Annotated in this window: 15 protein-coding genes; 6 read left to right on the top strand and 9 right to left on the bottom strand. The window is 71.5% G+C overall.

What is annotated here, in order from left to right:
- Positions 1 to 25: 25 nt before the first annotated feature.
- From ACIA73_RS01385 to ACIA73_RS01365, 5 genes are read right to left on the bottom strand one after another with little or no spacing between them, the layout of a single operon-like run.
- Positions 26 to 829: an ABC transporter ATP-binding protein gene (locus ACIA73_RS01385; protein WP_399436163.1), complete on the bottom strand. Its 804-nt coding sequence runs from the start codon at positions 827 to 829 to the stop codon at positions 26 to 28.
- Positions 822 to 1,820 (bottom strand): ABC transporter ATP-binding protein, encoded by a 999-nt coding sequence (locus tag ACIA73_RS01380; RefSeq protein ID WP_399436162.1) that lies wholly within the window; start codon positions 1,818 to 1,820, stop codon positions 822 to 824. The genes ACIA73_RS01385 and ACIA73_RS01380 overlap by 8 nt, the downstream gene beginning before the upstream one ends.
- Positions 1,817 to 2,677, bottom strand: coding sequence for an ABC transporter permease (locus ACIA73_RS01375; protein WP_399436161.1), 861 nt, complete (start codon positions 2,675 to 2,677; stop codon positions 1,817 to 1,819). The genes ACIA73_RS01380 and ACIA73_RS01375 overlap by 4 nt, the downstream gene beginning before the upstream one ends.
- Positions 2,674 to 3,630 (bottom strand): ABC transporter permease, encoded by a 957-nt coding sequence (locus ACIA73_RS01370; RefSeq protein WP_399436160.1) that lies wholly within the window; start codon positions 3,628 to 3,630, stop codon positions 2,674 to 2,676. Before ACIA73_RS01370 ends, ACIA73_RS01375 begins: the two co-directional genes overlap by 4 nt.
- Positions 3,627 to 5,393 carry a CocE/NonD family hydrolase gene (locus ACIA73_RS01365; protein ID WP_399436159.1) on the bottom strand — a complete coding sequence of 589 codons (1,767 nt, stop codon included), beginning with the start codon at positions 5,391 to 5,393 and terminating at the stop codon, positions 3,627 to 3,629. Before ACIA73_RS01365 ends, ACIA73_RS01370 begins: the two co-directional genes overlap by 4 nt.
- A gap of 204 nt (positions 5,394 to 5,597) precedes the next feature.
- Between ACIA73_RS01365 and ACIA73_RS01360 the strand changes: the two genes are divergently transcribed.
- On the top strand, positions 5,598 to 6,167 hold the full coding sequence (locus ACIA73_RS01360) for a TetR/AcrR family transcriptional regulator (RefSeq protein WP_399436158.1): 570 nt from the start codon (positions 5,598 to 5,600) through the stop codon (positions 6,165 to 6,167).
- Positions 6,168 to 6,205: 38 nt separating this feature from the next.
- On the opposite strand, the gene ACIA73_RS01355 is transcribed toward ACIA73_RS01360, so the two are convergent.
- Entirely contained in the window at positions 6,206 to 6,808 is a 603-nt protein-coding gene (locus ACIA73_RS01355) for a TetR/AcrR family transcriptional regulator (RefSeq protein WP_399436157.1), read from the bottom strand.
- 164 nt (positions 6,809 to 6,972) lie between these two features.
- Between ACIA73_RS01355 and ACIA73_RS01350 the strand changes: the two genes are divergently transcribed.
- Together ACIA73_RS01350 and ACIA73_RS01345 are read left to right on the top strand one after the other, a co-directional pair.
- Complete coding sequence (locus ACIA73_RS01350; protein WP_399436156.1) at positions 6,973 to 7,851, top strand: hypothetical protein; 879 nt, start codon at positions 6,973 to 6,975, stop codon at positions 7,849 to 7,851.
- A 273-nt stretch (positions 7,852 to 8,124) separates the two neighbouring features.
- Positions 8,125 to 9,051, top strand: a complete 927-nt coding sequence (locus ACIA73_RS01345; RefSeq protein WP_399436155.1) for an endonuclease/exonuclease/phosphatase family protein — start codon at positions 8,125 to 8,127, stop codon at positions 9,049 to 9,051.
- A gap of 118 nt (positions 9,052 to 9,169) precedes the next feature.
- On the opposite strand, the gene ACIA73_RS01340 is transcribed toward ACIA73_RS01345, so the two are convergent.
- Both ACIA73_RS01340 and ACIA73_RS01335 read right to left on the bottom strand, forming a co-directional pair.
- Positions 9,170 to 10,597 carry a PP2C family protein-serine/threonine phosphatase gene (locus ACIA73_RS01340; protein WP_399436154.1) on the bottom strand — a complete coding sequence of 476 codons (1,428 nt, stop codon included), beginning with the start codon at positions 10,595 to 10,597 and terminating at the stop codon, positions 9,170 to 9,172.
- 91 nt (positions 10,598 to 10,688) lie between these two features.
- The gene (locus tag ACIA73_RS01335; protein ID WP_399436153.1) at positions 10,689 to 12,017 is read right to left on the bottom strand and encodes a phytase; all 1,329 of its coding nucleotides are present in this window, start codon (positions 12,015 to 12,017) and stop codon (positions 10,689 to 10,691) included.
- 227 nt (positions 12,018 to 12,244) lie between these two features.
- On the opposite strand from ACIA73_RS01335, the gene ACIA73_RS01330 reads away from it, so the two are divergent.
- Together ACIA73_RS01330 and ACIA73_RS01325 are read left to right on the top strand one after the other, a co-directional pair.
- Positions 12,245 to 13,147: a DUF2268 domain-containing protein gene (locus ACIA73_RS01330; RefSeq protein WP_399436152.1), complete on the top strand. Its 903-nt coding sequence runs from the start codon at positions 12,245 to 12,247 to the stop codon at positions 13,145 to 13,147.
- 146 nt (positions 13,148 to 13,293) lie between these two features.
- The gene (locus ACIA73_RS01325; RefSeq protein WP_399436151.1) at positions 13,294 to 14,157 is read left to right on the top strand and encodes a MerR family transcriptional regulator; all 864 of its coding nucleotides are present in this window, start codon (positions 13,294 to 13,296) and stop codon (positions 14,155 to 14,157) included.
- Positions 14,158 to 14,218: 61 nt separating this feature from the next.
- On the opposite strand, the gene ACIA73_RS01320 is transcribed toward ACIA73_RS01325, so the two are convergent.
- Positions 14,219 to 14,533, bottom strand: a complete 315-nt coding sequence (locus ACIA73_RS01320) for a DUF6191 domain-containing protein (protein WP_399436150.1) — start codon at positions 14,531 to 14,533, stop codon at positions 14,219 to 14,221.
- 184 nt (positions 14,534 to 14,717) lie between these two features.
- Here ACIA73_RS01320 and ACIA73_RS01315 point away from each other — a divergent pair, with 184 nt between their 5' ends.
- On the top strand, positions 14,718 to 15,995 hold the full coding sequence (locus ACIA73_RS01315; RefSeq protein WP_399436149.1) for a sensor histidine kinase: 1,278 nt from the start codon (positions 14,718 to 14,720) through the stop codon (positions 15,993 to 15,995).
- Positions 15,996 to 16,127 lie beyond the last annotated feature (132 nt).

The following is a 16,127-nucleotide window of genomic DNA, read 5'->3' as shown; positions in this document are numbered from 1 at the left end:
TGGCCCGCCCCAGGCTCTCAGAGCCTCAGGCAGCCCCGTCCATGTCCCGCGCCCGGCGCCTCGGACTCCACCCGGGCTTGGGGATCGAGTCCAACAACCTTTGGGTGTACGGGTGTCGTGGCCGCCCCAACACCTCGGTGACCGCCCCCTGCTCCACCACCTTCCCGCCCCGCATCACCAGTACCTCGTCGCTGACATGGCGTACCGCACCGAGGTCGTGCGTGATGAACAGCAGGGCGGTCCCGGTGCTCGCCCGGATGTCGGCCAGCAGTCCCAGGATCTGTGCCTGGATGGACACATCCAGTGCGGCGACCGCCTCGTCCAGGATCAGCACCCGCGGCTCCGCCGCCAACGCCCGTGCCAGTGCGACCCGTTGACGCTGCCCGCCGGAGAGGGCCTTCGGCAGGGCGGCCGCCTGGCGTTCGTCCAGTCCGACCATGTCGAGGAGTTCGGCCACCCGCTCTCCCAGCTCCTGGCCGCGCAGCGGTCGGTGCAGGGCCACCGCCTCCGCGAGCGCGTCACCGACCCGCTGGCGTCGGTCGAGTGAGGAGTACGGGTCCTGGAAGACCAGTTGCACCTGGCGGCCGCGCGCCCGCCGCTGCCCCGCCCGTGCGCGCCCCGGCCGGCGTTCCTCGCCTGCCACGAAGATCCTGCCACCGGTCGGCCGCTCCAGTCCGGCGATCATGCGTGCGGTGGTCGTCTTGCCGGAGCCGGACTCGCCGACCACCGCGAGCGAGCCGCGCTCGGGGAGGGCGAAGCCGACGTCGTCCACGGCGACGAACTCCCCGTACGTCTTGCGGAGTTGACGCACTTCGAGGATGTCAGGCACGGGGGGCCACCTCTTTCGGGTCTTTCGGGAGAAAGGGAAGGGGGAAGTGGCAGGCCGCAGCGCCGACGTCGGTCGGCCGTGGCTCGGGGCGTTCCGTACGGCACCGGTCCCGCACCCCCGTACACCGGTCCGCGAACGCGCACCCTTCCGGTACTTCGAAGCCCGACAGCGGCCGGCCCGCGATGGCCCGGAGCCCCGCCGTCGCGTCGCCGACCGCGGGACGGGAGGCGAGGAGCGCCCGGGTGTAGGGGTGCGCGGCGCGCTCACGCAGGCCGGTGGCGGGCAGCTCCTCGACCGTCGAACCCGCGTACATCACCAGCACCCGGTCGCAGACCGCCGCCGCCAGTTCCAGGTCGTGGGTGATGAACAACAGGGCCAGCCCGCGTGCCTGCCGGGCCTCGCCGATGATCGCCATCACCTCCTCCTGGGTGGTGACATCGAGGGCGGTGCTGGGCTCGTCCGCCAGCAGCAACCGTGGTTCGGCGGCCAGTGCGGCGGCGATCATGACGCGTTGCAGCAGGCCGCCGGACAGTTCGTGCGGGCGCCGGCGCATCCGGCGTTCGGCGTCGCCGATGCCCACCTCGCGCAGGATCCGGATGACCCTGGCGGTGGCGTCGGCGGCGGGCATCCCGCGTGCCGTGGTCAAGCCCTCCACCAGGAAGTCGCCCACACTGCGCGCCGGGTTGACGTGCGCGCGAGGGTCCTGGAACACCATCGCCACATCTGCGGCCCGGTACGCCCGCAGCCGCTCCCGGGACATGTCCGGCACCGACTCGCCGTCGAACTCCAGCGTCCCGTACGTCCGCGCCCCGGGCGGCAGCAGCCGCAGCACCGCACGCGCGGTCAACGACTTTCCCGACCCGGACTCACCGACCAGCGCGACCGCCCGCCCCTCCTCGATGGTCACATCCGCACGGTGCACCACCGTCCTCGGCTCCCCGCCCACGGGCAGTTCGAGCCGCAGCCCCGCCATCCTCAACAAGGCGCTCATCGGCCCTCTCCCAGCACCCGCCGGGACAGCCCGGACCCCAGCAGATTGAACGCGACCACCACGACCAGAATCACCAGCCCCGCATACAGCGACTGCTGCGGCTGCCCGGCCAGGATCGACGGCGCCCCGTTGGCCACCATCAGCCCCCACTCCGGATCCGGCGGCTGGCTCCCCAGCCCCAGGAACGAGATCGCCGCCACATCCAGCAGCGCGTACCCGAACCCGATCGTCGCCTGCACCAGCACCAACGGCAGCAGGTTCGGCAGCAGATGCCGGAACCACACCCGCCCGGTGGACGCCCCGAGCAGCTGAAGCGCCGCCACATAGGGGAGTTGGCGCTCCTTCACCGCTGCCGCCCGCACCACCCTGGTGATCAGCGGCAGATACGCCACCGACAGGGCCACCACCGGTGCGGTCAGCCCCGCCCCGAAGACGGCAGCCGCGAGCACCGCCATGATCAGCCCCGGGAATCCGAAGACGACATCCAGCGCCCCGGACACCACCCGGTCCACCCACCCGCCGGCCCAGGCGGCGGTCAGTGCGAGCAGCGTGCCCAGGGTGGTGGACACGAGGATCACGACGGCCGGTGCCAGCAGGCTCGAACGGGTCCCGGAGATCAGCCGGGAGAGAATGTCGCGCCCGGTGTCGTCCGTCCCCAGCAGATGCGCCCCGGAAGGACCGCCGTACACATTCAGCGGATCGACGGCATTGGGGTCCTGCGGCGAGACGAACGGCCCCACCACCGCGAGCAGCACGCACACCGCGACCACCCCACCGGCTGCCCAGGTGGTCACATCCCTCGGCGGGTTGACACGAGTGGCGGGCCCCCTCGTCCGTCCCGTCAGTACCGTGCTCATCGGGCCTCCTTCAGCTGCTGTGCGGCACGCGGATCCAACGCCGCGCTCACCAGGTCGACCACGGTGTTCAGTGCGACGAACGCCACCACGAAGAGCAGCGACACCGCCTGCACCACCGCCAGGTCCTGCTTGGCCGCCGCCTCGATCATCAGCGCCCCCAACCCGCCTGTGCCAAAGGCCTGTTCGGCCACGGCGGCCGTCGCGAGCAGCCCTGCGACGGCCACCCCCGACACCGCGAAAACCGGGCCCGACGCGTTGTGCAGGACGTGCCTCTGGATGACCGTCCGCTCCGGTACGCCCCGGCCGCGCGCCGTCTCGACGTGCTCCGCGCGCAGTTCGGCGCGTACGGCGGTACGGGTGACCTGGGCGACGTAACCGATCCAGGTCACCGCGAGCGCGACCGCCGGGAGGGTGAGGTGGGAGAACGTTCCGGCGAGGCCCTCTCCGGCGCCGAACACCGGGAACCACGGCAGCTGGACGGCGAACACCCAGATCAGCAGCACCGACATCAGGAAGGTGGGCACCGCCATGGCGCCCGCCGTGAGGGTGGTGGCGAGGGTTTCGACGCGGCCGCCGCGCAGCGCGGCGAGGGTGCCGGTGGCCGTGCCGAGCGTCAGGACCAGCACGGCGGCGTACCCGACGAGCGTGACGGTGCTGCCCGCCCGCGCCCCGATCAGGTCGGCGACCGACTCGCGGTAGACCAGCGACTGGCCGAAGTCGCCGCGCAGGTAGCCGCTCAGCCAGTGCCAGTACCCCTCCAGGAAGGGGGCGTCCAGGTGGTACTCGTGGCGGATGCGGGCCAGCACGGACGGGTCCGGATTGCGGCTGCCGCCGAGCAGCAGGGTCGCCGGGTCGCCGGGGGAGAGGAAGAGCGCGCCGTAGATCGCCAGGCTGGAGACCAGGACGGTGACCAGGAGTCCGGCGAGGCGGGTGGTGAGGAAGCGGCCGGTCACTGGTCCGGGCCTTCCGTACACGGCGGCAGCACCGTACCCGTCGGCAGCACCGCACACGGCGGCAGCACCGTCAGGGTCAGCCGCGACCGATGCGACGACCCGGTCCGCAGGGTCTGGAGGCTCGCCTTGTGGGTGACGGTCCGCCAGGGATCCTCTTCCGAACCGGAGTTGGGCAGATGATTCGGGAAGTCACTGCTCGCGACCATGAGCACCAGCCGGTGCCCGGCCCGTACCCGGTACCCCGTGTGCCCGAGCGCCACGCTCACCTCGCCCGGCGCGTCCGCCTGTGCCGACCCCCGTACCACCAGCCGCGCCGTGCCGTCCGGAGCCAGGTCCAGCAGACGTACGAAGACGTCGAAGGTGGGCGCTGTGCTTTCCACATGGAGCACCGCGTGCACCGGTCCGGCCAGGTCGAGGGGGGTTTCGGAAGCCGGGCAGGTGAAGACGAGCACATCGTCCCGGTCGGCGGTGGGGCGTTCGTCGGGGTGGGTGCGCAGCACGGAGAAGCTGTCGGTGGTCGCGGACGGGACGAGGTCGTCGGGGTCGTAGCGCCAGGTGACGTCACGTCCCCGGGGGGCCGGGCCGCCCGGGGTGAGCCGCCCGCCGGGAATCGGGCCGGTGGCCAACTCCGGCTCTGCCAGGAGCAGTTCGACCATTTCCGCCTGTGGCGGCGGCCACGTCGTCCCGGTGTGCCAGCCCGCGTGCCCCAGTTTCCAGCGCACCCTCGGAAGGGATTCGGGTGGCGCGTCCCCCTTGAGGAAGACGTCGAAGAAGTCGAGGGCCGGTCCGGTGTAGGTGTCGAGCAGGGCCTCCAGAGCCGCATCGTCGGTCATGTGGTCGGACTCCGGGGTCACCGGCGCCTGCTCCAGGAAGTGGTTCTCGTGATCGGTGGTGTCGGCGTGGAGGTACTGCGCCGCCGCCCAGCCGGGCCGCCGGCTCAGCTCCTCGTAGTCCCGCATGTGGGCGATGCCGAGATTGTCGAACCAGCCCACGCAGTGCAGCACCGGCACCGGCCGTGCGTCGTAGGGGTGCGGGCCGTTGTACGGGGGCAGGGCGACGCCCGCGACCATCAGGTCGAAGCCGCGGGAGCGCCTGCCGATCGCGGCGAAGGCCTCCTCGTAGGCGGCGAGCAGGGGGCGGCGGGTGAGGTCGGGGGCGTACTCGTAACTGTTCTGGTCGATCCAGATGTGCGCCTGGTAGTCGGCGCCCTCCAGCCACGGCGGCTGCGGTCCGCCCCCGCTGTCGTAACTCGCGGTTCCGGGGCCGTTGTTGGTGGTCGTCACCCGGGGGACGATCGCGCGCAGGGCCGGATGCTGCGAGGCGACGGCGGACCACTGGGTGAAGCCGTAGTACGAGTCGCCGAACATGCCGACGATCCCGTTGGACCACGGCTGATGAGTGATCCACTCCAGGGTGTCGTACCCGTCGTCGACCTCGCCGGTCCAGCCGAGCGTCTCGCCCTGGGAGCGGAACTTGCCCCGGACGTCCTGGACGACCATCACATATCCGCGCGCGGTGAACCGGCGGGCGACCTGCTCGAAGAAGACGTAGCGGCTGTTCTTGTCATAGGGGAGACGGACGAGGACGGCGGGCTTTCCGGCGTCGGTTTCGGTGCCGACGCCGGTTTTGGTGCTGCTTTTGGGGTCGGGGCGGGCGGCGTAGACATCCGTGGCCAGCAGGATTCCGTCGCGCATCCGCACCATGTGCGACTGGGCGCTCGGTGGGACGGGCTGCGGGGTGACGCGCTCGAAGGCAAGGCTCATGAGCCCTCCATGGGGAGGCGGGGGAAGGGGTGGGAAGGAGCCGCGCGAAGGCGCGGCGGAAACGCAGGCGAGGCATGCGGGAGGTGCAAGGTCATGCGGGAGGTGCACGGTGGTGCACTCAAAAAACAACGTGATATAATAGCGTTGCATCTGAAAGTGAGCAGCGTCAACCCCCTTCAAAACCTCCTGCGTTAGGTTTCCCCCATGCCGATCGACGTCGACGAAGAACAGCGCCGCAGGGAAATCGCCCGCGCCACCCTCGCGGTCGCCGCCCGTGACGGGGCCCGCGCACTCACCATCCGCGCGGTCGCCAAGGAACTGGGCGGATCCACCGCGATGGTCACCAATTACGTGCCCAGCCGGATGGCACTGATCATCTCGGCGGTACGCGCCGCCGAGTCCCGCTGGCGCACCGAACTGACCACCCGAGTCGGCGAGCGCGACGGCACCGAACTGCTGCGCGCCACCGTCGAGTGGAACCTCAGCACCGACCCGGACGACCTGCTGCTCCGTCGCCTGTGGGTCGAGATGCTCTCCACCCTGCACACCGACCCGCAGGGCGGCGACCGCAGCGAACCGGAGTCCTCACGCGCCGAGTTCGTCGAGGCGGCTGCGGCGGCCGGCGTACCGGACCCCGAACTGGCCGCGGATCTCCTGTACTTGGTGACCCGTGGCTATTTCATCTCGACGGTCGAGGACGCGTCGTTCTGGACCACGGAACGGGCCTCGCGAGTGGCGCGGTTCGTGGTGGACGCGCTGGTGGGGGAGGGGTAGGCGGAGGTCCGGGGGTGGGTGGGGGGTATGGCCGGTCGTCAGTGGGGGTGCCCTTGGAAGGGGCGCCGGTCGACGAGGGTGCGGAAGGTGTCGGCGGGATCGTCGTCCAGGGTGGGCAGGCTGCCGCTGAGCTGGAGGGTGGCGAAGCCGTGGGCGAGGGACCAGGCCGCCAGGCCGGCGCGGCGGGTGTCGGAAGCGCTGGTGCGGTCGGTGGGGTTCTCGACGCCGGAGCGCAGGGCGAGCGAGGCGCGCTCCTTGGCGGCGGTGAGTTCCGGCGCGTCGGAGTGCAGCAGCCGGGCCTGGAACATCACCTCGAAGTGGGCGGGGTGCGCGAGGGCGAACTCCACGTACCCGACACCCAGTTCACGCAGTCGGTGCGGGCTGTCGGTGGGGGTGGCGTCCAGGGCGGCGGCCAGCAGCTCGAAGCCCTCCGTGGCGATCGCGGTCAGCAGGCCGGCCTTGTCCTTGAAGTGGTGGGCGGGCGCGGCGTGCGAGACCTCGGCGCGCCGGGCGAGGTCGCGGAGGCTGATGGCGGCGACACCGTCGCTCCGGATGACCTCCACGGCCGTGGAGAGGAGGGAGCGGCGGAGATCTCCGTGGTGGTAGGCCGATGCGCCGGTGGAAGCCGTGGGAGGAGCCATGGGGGAAGGGTATCCGACATCTAGTCGCTGACAAGTAGTCGCTGACAAGTAGGCATTGACAAGATAGCGGGGCGGGCGCAATCTAGGCGCTGTCAAGTTCTGTGGGGATGTGCGACGCGCCCCGCAGGAGAGGCAGTGGAGCCAGAACCAGCGAAGGAAGCGACATGACGCACAGCCTGAGCACGGTCCGACAGTTGTGGCAGTTGCTGGAGCCCGTGCACGCCACGCTCTACTACGCGCCGGAGGCGTTCGAGGCCGCCGCCGCTCTCGGCTACGCCACCGAGGAGCGCTGGCCGAGCTACTTCGCCTACCGTGCCGCGCCGCTCGGGCCGGTGGGCCACAAGCTGGTGAACTCCCTGTTCTACAGCTTCGGCCGGCGGATGGTGGAGCGTTACGCCGCCCAGGCCTGGCGCACCGCCGCGCCCGAGCTGGTACTGGCGGCCCGGACCGCGGCGACGGACCGTGCGCTGCGCCGGATGCTCGGGGAGCGGATCTCCTCGCCGGAGCTGCGTGAGGCCGCAGAACTGGCCCGCCGTGCCGCCCTCGCGGCGGACACCGCGGGCCGCCCCATGGCCGCCGCCAACGCCGCGCTGCCCTGGCCCGAGGAACCGCACGCCGTGCTCTGGCACGCCGCCACCGTCCTGCGCGAACACCGTGGCGACGGCCACCTCGCCGCCCTTCAGGCCCACGGGCTCGGCCCCGCCGAATCCCTGGTCTCGCACGCGGCCGTCGGCGCGGCACCCGAGGAGGTGTTCGGCAGCCGGCAGTGGAGCGCGGAGGAGTGGTGCGCGGCCCGTGAACGGCTGGTGGTCCGGGGCCTGTTGGAGGACGGTGGCAAGGCCACGGAGGAGGGCCTGCGGCTCCGTAACGCGGTCGAGAAGCTCACCGACGAACTGGCCGCCGCCCCCTGGGACGCACTCACCCCCGAGGAGACGGCCCGCCTGGCCGACCTGCTGCTGCCGCCGGTGCTCGACATCGTCGCCACCGGGCTGCTCCCGGCGCAGAGCACCCTCGGCATCGGGATGACGTACGACCACCAGTGAGAGCGCCACGGCTCGGCGCACCACGGTGCCCGCTTTCCGTGGCAGCTGCGGTACGTCCAGGGTGAGGCGGCCCGAGTCGGCCCATCAGGCTTCCGCGGACCCGGGCTCTGGTGGTGAAGCGGGCTGTGTGCCCCGGACACGGCTCGCGGGCGGCTGCTGTCCCTGCGCATTCGTATGGAGTGTGCGCCGGATCGGTAGAGGAGGCAGGCCGAGGGATATGTGCAGAGGGTCATTCGCTCTGCCCGCTGTCTTCCCTCGTCCGCAGGAGGTCTGATGCCCCGTCCGTCCCTGTTCGTGACCTTTTCCGTGGCCGCTTCCCTCGCCCTTCCCGCGTTGCTCGGATCCTCCGGTGCACCGGCACCGGCACCGGCCGCCGAGCGGGGAACCGTACGCATCATGACGTACAACATCTGTGGATCTGCGTGCCCGGACAGCAAGGGGTACGAGACCCGTCGGCGCGTGGAGGTGGTGGCCGGCCAGGCGGTCGGCGGCAGGTGGAAGGCCGACCAGGTACACCTGCAGGAGGTGTGCAGAGGACAGTACGACAAGGTGCTCGCCCGCCTCGCACCGCACGGGTTCACGGGACGCTTCACCGCGACCAAGGGCAAGATCGGCGCCTGCAAGAAGAAGGACTACGGGGCGGCGGTCCTGGTCCGGGCCAAGATCCGGGACACCGTCGTGCTGGACGTCACGCAGGGCGTGGAACCGGAGCGGTTCAAGGTGCCGTGCGTTCGCAGCACGCTGCGCGGCCGGGACAACTGGGCCTGTTCGGTGCACCTGTACTCGCAGGAGCAGGGCCCCCGGAGGCAGCAGGCCCGCGAGCTGGCCACGCAGGCAGCCAAGTGGCGTATCCAGGGGGTGCCCGTGGTGCTTGCCGGAGACTTCAACGCCAGCCCGCTCACCCGTGAGATGGGCGAGTTCTACGGTCGGGGCGCGGGTGGCGGAGCACACGGCCGCTTCGTCGAGGCCGACGAGCGCGACAAGCGGTACTTCGACCACCGGACGTGCGCTTCGGCGCAGCACAGCCGTTGTCGCTCGGGCGAACCCACCTTCGGCCGCAAGAAAATCGACTACATCTTCCTGAGCGAAGGGGATTTCGTCGGGGTGAAGGCCGATGCGAGGAAGATCGAGCACAAGGTGTCCGACCACCACATGCTGCGCGCGACCGCCACCTGGGACAAGGCCGGCTCCGCCAAGTAGGTCGTACGGCAGGTCCGTCGAGCAGGCGCGGGACCGGCTGGACGCACCCGTGCCGACCGGCTGGGACGCGTGCCGACCGGCTGTTGCAGGCGCAGGGCGACCCCCACGCGCACGTGCCCTATGTCATCGTCTGTGCGGGCTTCCATTCCAGCATCAGGATGGTCGCGTCGTCCTTCAGTCGGGGGCCGGTGGCGTCGAGGAAACTGTGAATGAGGCGACGCAGGGTTTCGGGGGCGAGCTCGCTGAGCGTGCCGGAGTCGGCGACGTCATGGGCGAGGTGCTCGACTCCCAACTCGCTGCCGTCAGCGTTCCGTGCCTCGGTGATGCCGTCGGTGTGCACGAGGACCCGGTCTCCGGGCTGCAGTTGGATCTGGTGCACGGAGCGCGGGTGCCGTGACAGTTTCGAGGGAGTGCCCATGGGGAGGTCGGCCCGGCGTCTGAAGGCGCCCTCGACCAGTCGGCCGTCACGGATGAGCAAGGGCGGCGGGTGGCCGCAGTTGACCCAGCGCAGCATTCCCGTAGGCAGGTGGAGGCGGCAGAGCACACCGGTGCAGAAGAGGTCGGGCAGCCACGTGATGAGGGCTTCGTCTGCTTCGTGGACCAGGTCCAGGAGGCCCGCCTCGGTGCGCCGGGCCTTGCGGCAGGCCGCCAGAGCGACCGCGGTGGTCAGTCCGGAGGCGAGGTTGTGGCCGGTGGCGTCCAGCACCGCGGCGTGCAGGGTGTCCTCGGACAACGCGTGGTCGAAGGCGTCGCCGCCGATCTCGTAGGCGGGCTCCAGGACCGCGGTGGACGTCACCGAAGGGGTGCCGATGGTACGGGGAGGCAGGAAGGCGCGCAGCATCTCGGCCGCGAGGTCCATGGAGTGGGTGCGTGCGCGGCGTACGAAAGTGTCCTTGTACGCGCGTTTGGACGTGATCATCATGGCGCAGAGCGCCGCCAGGGCCGAGGCGCGTTGCCGGGTGGGCTCGTCGGCGGTGGTGACGTGTACCGAGAGCACCCCGAGGCGTTCCACGCCGTCGACCAGGGGCTGCCACAACGTGATCCCTTGCCGCTGGGGTTCCAGTTGCGGGATCTGGGTTCGATAGCTGGCACCGGCCACGGAGCTGTCGATTTCCTGTGTGGGCGCTGCCAGGTTCAGGGCGGTCAGCTGACGCTGCTGGATGTCGGCGAGGAACACCAGCACGTCCGGCAGCCCCAGGGCTTGGGCGCACTGATGCACCGAGGTTGCCAGATCCATCGGTAGGTGTGCGGGGTCGGCGAGAAATTCCACCAGTCGGATGTCCGGCCCTGGTGAGCCGTCGGCATCGGCTCTGTCGTCGTTGGCCTCGGCGTCGTTCACCGCGGCAGTTTCGCAGCGTGGGAGCCGATCACACGGCGCACGCGCCGACAGGTCCCCGGAATGCGTGCCGCCGTGCGCGAGGGCCGGGGTTGCGGGTGAGGACCACCCGGCCGGCCGTGCTTTCAGGTCGCAGTGCTCGGCCAGGTGGTCGGGCTGGTCCCCGTACGCCTCGTCGCCGATGCCGAGCCCGCTGTCACCGGTGGTCACCCTCGCGAGGACCGCGCGGCTCGTCCACTACGCCTTGCGGTCCCTGATGTTCGGATGCGCCACCTTCCTTAGTGCGGACCAGGACCGGCTCTCAGTCGCTGTCGCGCGGGTCGAACGACTTCGTGTCGACCGTCAGCGGGGTGGGGAAGGCGCGTGCCACCTCGTCCCACCGGGTCAGCTTGAAGTTGGTGCCCGCGCGGTCGCCGTCGGCCGGAGTCGCCTCACCGTCGTGGGTGATGAGCAGGCCCTTCGGGAAGGCGGGGCCCAGGGGGACGTTGACCACGGTGGAACCGTCGGAGTGCTGTACGCCGTCGGCGGCCGGGCCGTCGGTCAGCGCGAAGGAGCCGAGGTAGTCGTTGCGGCCCTCGCGGCGGTAGGCGGCGAAGGTGTTGTCGCCCTGGCTGGAGGCGAGGACATAGCCCTTGCCGTCCTTGGCGTGGTAGACGGTGACGCCCTCCGCGTCGGCGGACAGGTGCCGGCCGCCGTACCCGGGGTCGTGGGCCGTGTCGAGCACGCACTCCTCGTTCGCCGTGTCGTACGTCCACGGCGTACCGAACTCCCGTACCCGGTCCATCGGTTGGGGCTTGGCGAACTTCGACCCTTCGAGGCGTACGCGCCACAGGCCCACGGCCTCCTGGGCGGCGTACAGCACCTGCTCCTCCTGGTCGACGGCCATCCCCTCGACCTGCGGCCGCTCGCCCGGGTCGGCACACGGCTTCCACTGTGTGCCGTTGGGGAGGCGGAAGGTGTCCGGGAGGTCGAGGGTGTCCTCGGTGCGGTAGCCGACGCGGCCGTCGCGGTCCTCCAGCTTCAGCAGGCGCAGCCGGGTCTCCTCCCGCTGCGAGGCGACCACATAGGCGTCGTCGTCATCGGTGAAGGCGGTCAGGCCGTACGCCGTGCGCTGGTCGTCCACCTGGGACTCGTCGGCGGCGAAGACGGGGGCGACGCCCGGCGCCGTGACGTCCCTGAGGGGCGCTCGGCCCGCCGCGACGGCCTTCGGGTCGATGGCGTAGGCGCGGATGCGGTCCCGGCCGCGGTCGCTCACCAGCGCCAAGTCCGTCTTCCTGCCGTTCAGTTCGAAGCCGTAGACGACATCGACGTTGTTGAAGCGACCGGGTGCCGCCTCCGCGCCGGGCGCCTCCGGGGCCGCGAGGTGCTGGAGGCGGCGGCCGTCGAGCCCGTAGACATCCAGACCGGCCTCCTTGAGGGTGCCGATGACGAGGCTGCGGCCCGGGTTAGCGGGGTCGACCCATACGGCCGGGTCGTCGGCGTCGGCGTTGCCGCCCGCCTCGTCGTCGTACACCGCGGGCGTCTCCGCCCGGGCGGTGGCCGACACCGGGGGAGCGGGCGGAGCAGCGGCGGAGATGCCGGTCGCCGTGAGGACGGCGACGGCCAGCGCGGACAAGGTGGAAGCGCTCACGATGCTCCTCGATAGGGGTGGGATCGGACGAGACGTTAGGGGCAGTCGGCGACGGTGGGCGTACGGGGCGGTGAACGCGGGATGGCCGCCCGGTTCGGCCACGGCTCCCGCGACCGGGCACGGCTCACCGGGGCCTCGGCAGGCTCCGCCCGCGCCGTACACAGACCGCACCGGACACAGGCTGTCAGTTTGCTCCTCCTGTAACAGGAGGTCCTACCGTCCGGGTCATGAAGATTGTTGTGCACGACACCGCGACCGCCATGCTCGAACTCCTCCAACTCCCCCCGCAGGAAAGGCCGGAGGCCCTGCGCACCCTCCTCGCCCCGCTCCAGGAGGCGATGGCCGCCGTCGGCGCGGGCGAGGTGGACGTGGTGCAGATGCACACCATGACGGGCAGCGGATTCCCGCTGGACGGTGAGGACCCCCGACTGGCCGCGGCCGTGCGGCAGCTGCGGGATGCCGGGGTGTGGGAGCGGATCGAGCAGTGCCTGGCGACGGCGGCCGAACGGCTGGCCGCGGAGATCCCCGCCGGGACCCGGACCCCCGACACCGTCCATGTGCTGCCGGTCCTCGGCAACCCCGACGACCACCACCTCACCGTACGCAGCAGCGGCTACTTCGGCCTCGGCGGCTTCCCCGGCGCGATCCACCTGACCATCTGGCCCACCGACATCAGCCTGGAGCGGATCGGCCACGCCGCCGCGCACGAACTCCACCACAACGTCCGCTACGCCAATGTGGTCTGGAACCCGGCGACCGTCACGGTCGGCGAGCAGGTGGTGGCCGAGGGGCTCGCCGAGGCCTTCGTACGGGACCTGGCGGGCGAGCACGCCATGGCACCGTGGACAACCGGGCTGAAGGGCAAGGGACTTGACGAGGCGTACGCGAAGATCGTGGGCGGCATCGACGTGGCGGGAATGCAGAACCTGACCGCGTACGTCCACGGCGACGCCACCGCCGAACTCATGGGGCAACAGCCGGTCGGACTGGCCGACTTCGCGGGATACGGAGTGGGCCTGCGCATCGCCGACGCCCACACGGCGGCCTCCGGGCTGAGCGCCGCCGCGAGCGTGGCGCTGCCCCCGGGAGAAGTGCTGGCACACGCGGGGGTGCCGGGTTCGACGGCGTAGCAGATCCAAGGGGCTCGGCCCCGGGGGCGGGAACCCGGGGGTAGGAAGTCGAGCCGTTGGAGGGCACCGCCACCACCGGGGCGAAATGAGAGCAGCGCCTCTCGGGGGTGCCTTGGGACCGAGGAGCGTCCTGCGAGACTGGCCGGATGAGGCGCGACACCGATGATACGGAACCGTCCGGCCCGGAGGGGGAGGCCGGTCTTTGGCCGTCCGGCCCGGAGGAGGAGCCGGCTCTCACCGTCGGACGTACGGCAGCCCTGGTCGGCGTCACCGTCAAGACGCTGCACCACTGGGACTCCATCGGCCTGGTACGCCCCGGCGGGCGCACCTGGGCCGGGCACCGGGTGTACTCCGGCGACGACATCGCCAGGCTGCACCGGGCACTGGTCTACAAGGAGATCGGCTTCCCGCTTGCCGAGATCGTCCGGATCCTCGACGATCCGGACGTCGACACCCACGACCACCTGCGCAGACAGCGCGACCAGCTGGTGGAGCGGATCGCCCGCCTCCAGGACATGGTCGGCTCGGTCGACCGGATGATGGCCGCGTCGAAGCGCGGGATGCGGCTGACCCCCGAGGAACAGGTCGAGATCTTCGGCGCCGACTGGCAGCCCGCTTGGGTGGAGGAGGCCGAGGCGCGCTGGGGCGACAGCGCACAGTGGGCGCAGTACGCGGAACGCGCGGCCGAGCGGACCCCCGAGGACTGGAAGGCCACCGCCGCCGAGACCGAGGCCCTCACCGCCGACCTCGCCACCGCGAAACGCGCCGGCCTCACTCCCGGCACCCCCGAGGCCAACACCCTCGCCGAACGGCACCGCGCCTCGATCTCGCAGTACTTCGACTGCACCCACACCATGCACGCCTGCATCGGCCGCAGCTACCTCACCGAACCCGGCTACACCGACCACTTCGACGCCCTCGAACCCGGGCTCACCGCCTGGCTGCGCGACGTGATCTTCGCCAACGCGCGGGCGCGTGGCGTGGACCCGGAGACCGCGGTCTGGGAGTGAGGGGTACGGGGCACGGGGCTGCCGCGCCCTGCCTGCCGGCCTCCCCGGTCCGCCCCGCCCCTCAGACCCCCGGCATCCGGACCACCGCGGTCCCCCCGTCCAGGTCCACCATGGTGCGGTTCGGCGGCGCCCCGTCCTCCTCGTCGTCGCGCAGCAGCAGCGACGACTGCCGTTCCTTGAGCTCGGTCTGCTTGCCCGGCGAGAAGGAGGCGTGCAGCTGCTCGAAACCGGTCGACGATATCTGGCCCTGACGTGCGCTGTTCCGCCACGGCAGCACCCAGGAACGTCCGGCGCGCAGCATCATCTGGTCCACGAGGGCCATGACGGTCAGCAGGATGACCAGCCCGGGCAGGGTCATGAAGACGGCGAATTCCATGGCCCCAGTATCCGTCGGCATCCGTCGGCCGGGCCTACTCGGGGGCGCCGCTCCTCGGTGATCCTGCCGCCGGGCGTCGTACTACAGTGCGTTCGCGGGGTGCTGTTCTGCTCAAGTTCCGGGCGCAGGGCTCCCGTTCGGTGTTCCTGACCGACTCGATGGCCTGCCAGGAGGTGGCCGGAAGATGGGGGGCGGGGTGGGCGGCTCGGGTGCGGCGGGTGGGACAGGGCGGCCGGGGCGGGGGACGGAAGCGCCCGCCGGCGAGGCCGGACATGAGTGGCTGCGCGGGTACCTCGGCTGGGACTGCTACTACCTTTTCGCGTACGCCGGAACCATCGCCTTCGTCCTGAATCTCGACGACCGCACGGCCGGCAGCCGCCCGCTCGCCAGTGTCCTGCTGGCCTGCTGCGGGCTCTGGTACGCCGTCCACGGCAGGGCGTACGTCCGCGAGGACGAGGCGGGCCGGCGCGGGCTGCTCCACCTCGGAGTGCTGTTCGTGCTGTTCACCGGCGCGGTGACGATGGCCTCGGCGGCCTCCCTGTCCCTGGTGGCCGTGGTTCCACAGGTGTACTGGGCGCTGCCGCCGCTGTCCGCGACCGGCGTCATGACGCTCTTCGCCCTGGTGCCGGTGGGCGCCGAGATGCTGCGAACGGGGGTGGTGACGGACAGTCTTACCGTCCAGGGCCCCACCGCCCTGGCGGTCATCCTCTTCTCCGCCGCCTTCGGTACCTGGGTGCACCGCATCATCGACCAGAGCCGCGAACGCGCCGTGCTCATCCAGCAGTTGGCCGCCACCAGAGCCGAACTGGCCGAAGCGGCGGGGCAGGCGGGAGCCGCCGCCGAACGCGAACGCCTCGCCGGTGAGATCCACGACGCGATCGCCCAGGGCCTGAGCAGCATCGTCATGCTCTCCCAGGCCGCCACAACGACCCTGGACAGAATGACCGCACTGCCGCCCGGGCACCGCGCCTCGCTGGACCGGGCCCGTCACCAGCTGGGCCTGGTGACAGACACCGCCAGGGAGAACCTTGCCGAGGCGGGTGCCCTGGTCGCTGCCCTGCGGCCGACCGCACTCGACGACAGCTCGCTGCCCCAGGCACTGCGCCGGCTCACCGACCGCGCGGCGGAGGGGGCGGGACCCGCTGTGGGCTTCGCCGTACGGGGCGCTCCGGAGCCACTGCCGGTGGCCGTCGAGGTGGTGCTGCTGCGATCCGCGCAGGAAGCGCTCGCCAACGCGCTCAGGCACGCGAAGGCGACGGCGGTGCACGTCACGCTGGAGTACGGGCGCGAGTGCGTGGCCGTGCGGGTCAGCGACGACGGGGTGGGATTCGACCCCAGGATCCCCCGGGGCGGCTACGGTCTGTCGGGGATCATCCGGAGGGTCGAACAGCTCGGCGGGAAAAGGCAGTTGAGCAGCGCACCGGGCGAGGGGACGACACTGGCCGTGGAGGTTCCGCGATGACGGGGGCCGGCGCGGCCACAGGGCCCGCCGGAGGGCCGGGGGGGGGGGGGGGGGGGGGGGGGGGGGGGGGGGGGGGGGGGGCGGGCGGCGGGGGGGGGGGGGCGGGCGCGGCCCCCCCCCCCCCGCCCCGCC

The sequence above is a fragment of the Streptomyces sp. NPDC051561 genome, from assembly GCF_044454195.1.
Classification (GTDB): Bacteria; Actinomycetota; Actinomycetes; order Streptomycetales; family Streptomycetaceae; genus Streptomyces.
The sequence above is the reverse complement of the archived record's forward strand: the minus strand, read 5'-3'. Positions and strand labels throughout refer to the sequence as shown.

Coding starts and splice junctions, on each gene's coding strand:
- ACIA73_RS01315 (WP_399436149.1), top strand. CDS start 14,718: ATGGGGGGCGGGGTGGGCGGCTCGGGTGCGGCGGGTGGGACAGGGCGG.
- ACIA73_RS01320 (WP_399436150.1), bottom strand. CDS start 14,533: ATGGAATTCGCCGTCTTCATGACCCTGCCCGGGCTGGTCATCCTGCTG.
- ACIA73_RS01325 (WP_399436151.1), top strand. CDS start 13,294: ATGAGGCGCGACACCGATGATACGGAACCGTCCGGCCCGGAGGGGGAG.
- ACIA73_RS01330 (WP_399436152.1), top strand. CDS start 12,245: ATGAAGATTGTTGTGCACGACACCGCGACCGCCATGCTCGAACTCCTC.
- ACIA73_RS01360 (WP_399436158.1), top strand. CDS start 5,598: ATGCCGATCGACGTCGACGAAGAACAGCGCCGCAGGGAAATCGCCCGC.
- ACIA73_RS01380 (WP_399436162.1), bottom strand. CDS start 1,820: ATGAGCGCCTTGTTGAGGATGGCGGGGCTGCGGCTCGAACTGCCCGTG.
- ACIA73_RS01350 (WP_399436156.1), top strand. CDS start 6,973: ATGACGCACAGCCTGAGCACGGTCCGACAGTTGTGGCAGTTGCTGGAG.
- ACIA73_RS01355 (WP_399436157.1), bottom strand. CDS start 6,808: ATGGCTCCTCCCACGGCTTCCACCGGCGCATCGGCCTACCACCACGGA.
- ACIA73_RS01345 (WP_399436155.1), top strand. CDS start 8,125: ATGCCCCGTCCGTCCCTGTTCGTGACCTTTTCCGTGGCCGCTTCCCTC.
- ACIA73_RS01365 (WP_399436159.1), bottom strand. CDS start 5,393: ATGAGCCTTGCCTTCGAGCGCGTCACCCCGCAGCCCGTCCCACCGAGC.
- ACIA73_RS01375 (WP_399436161.1), bottom strand. CDS start 2,677: ATGAGCACGGTACTGACGGGACGGACGAGGGGGCCCGCCACTCGTGTC.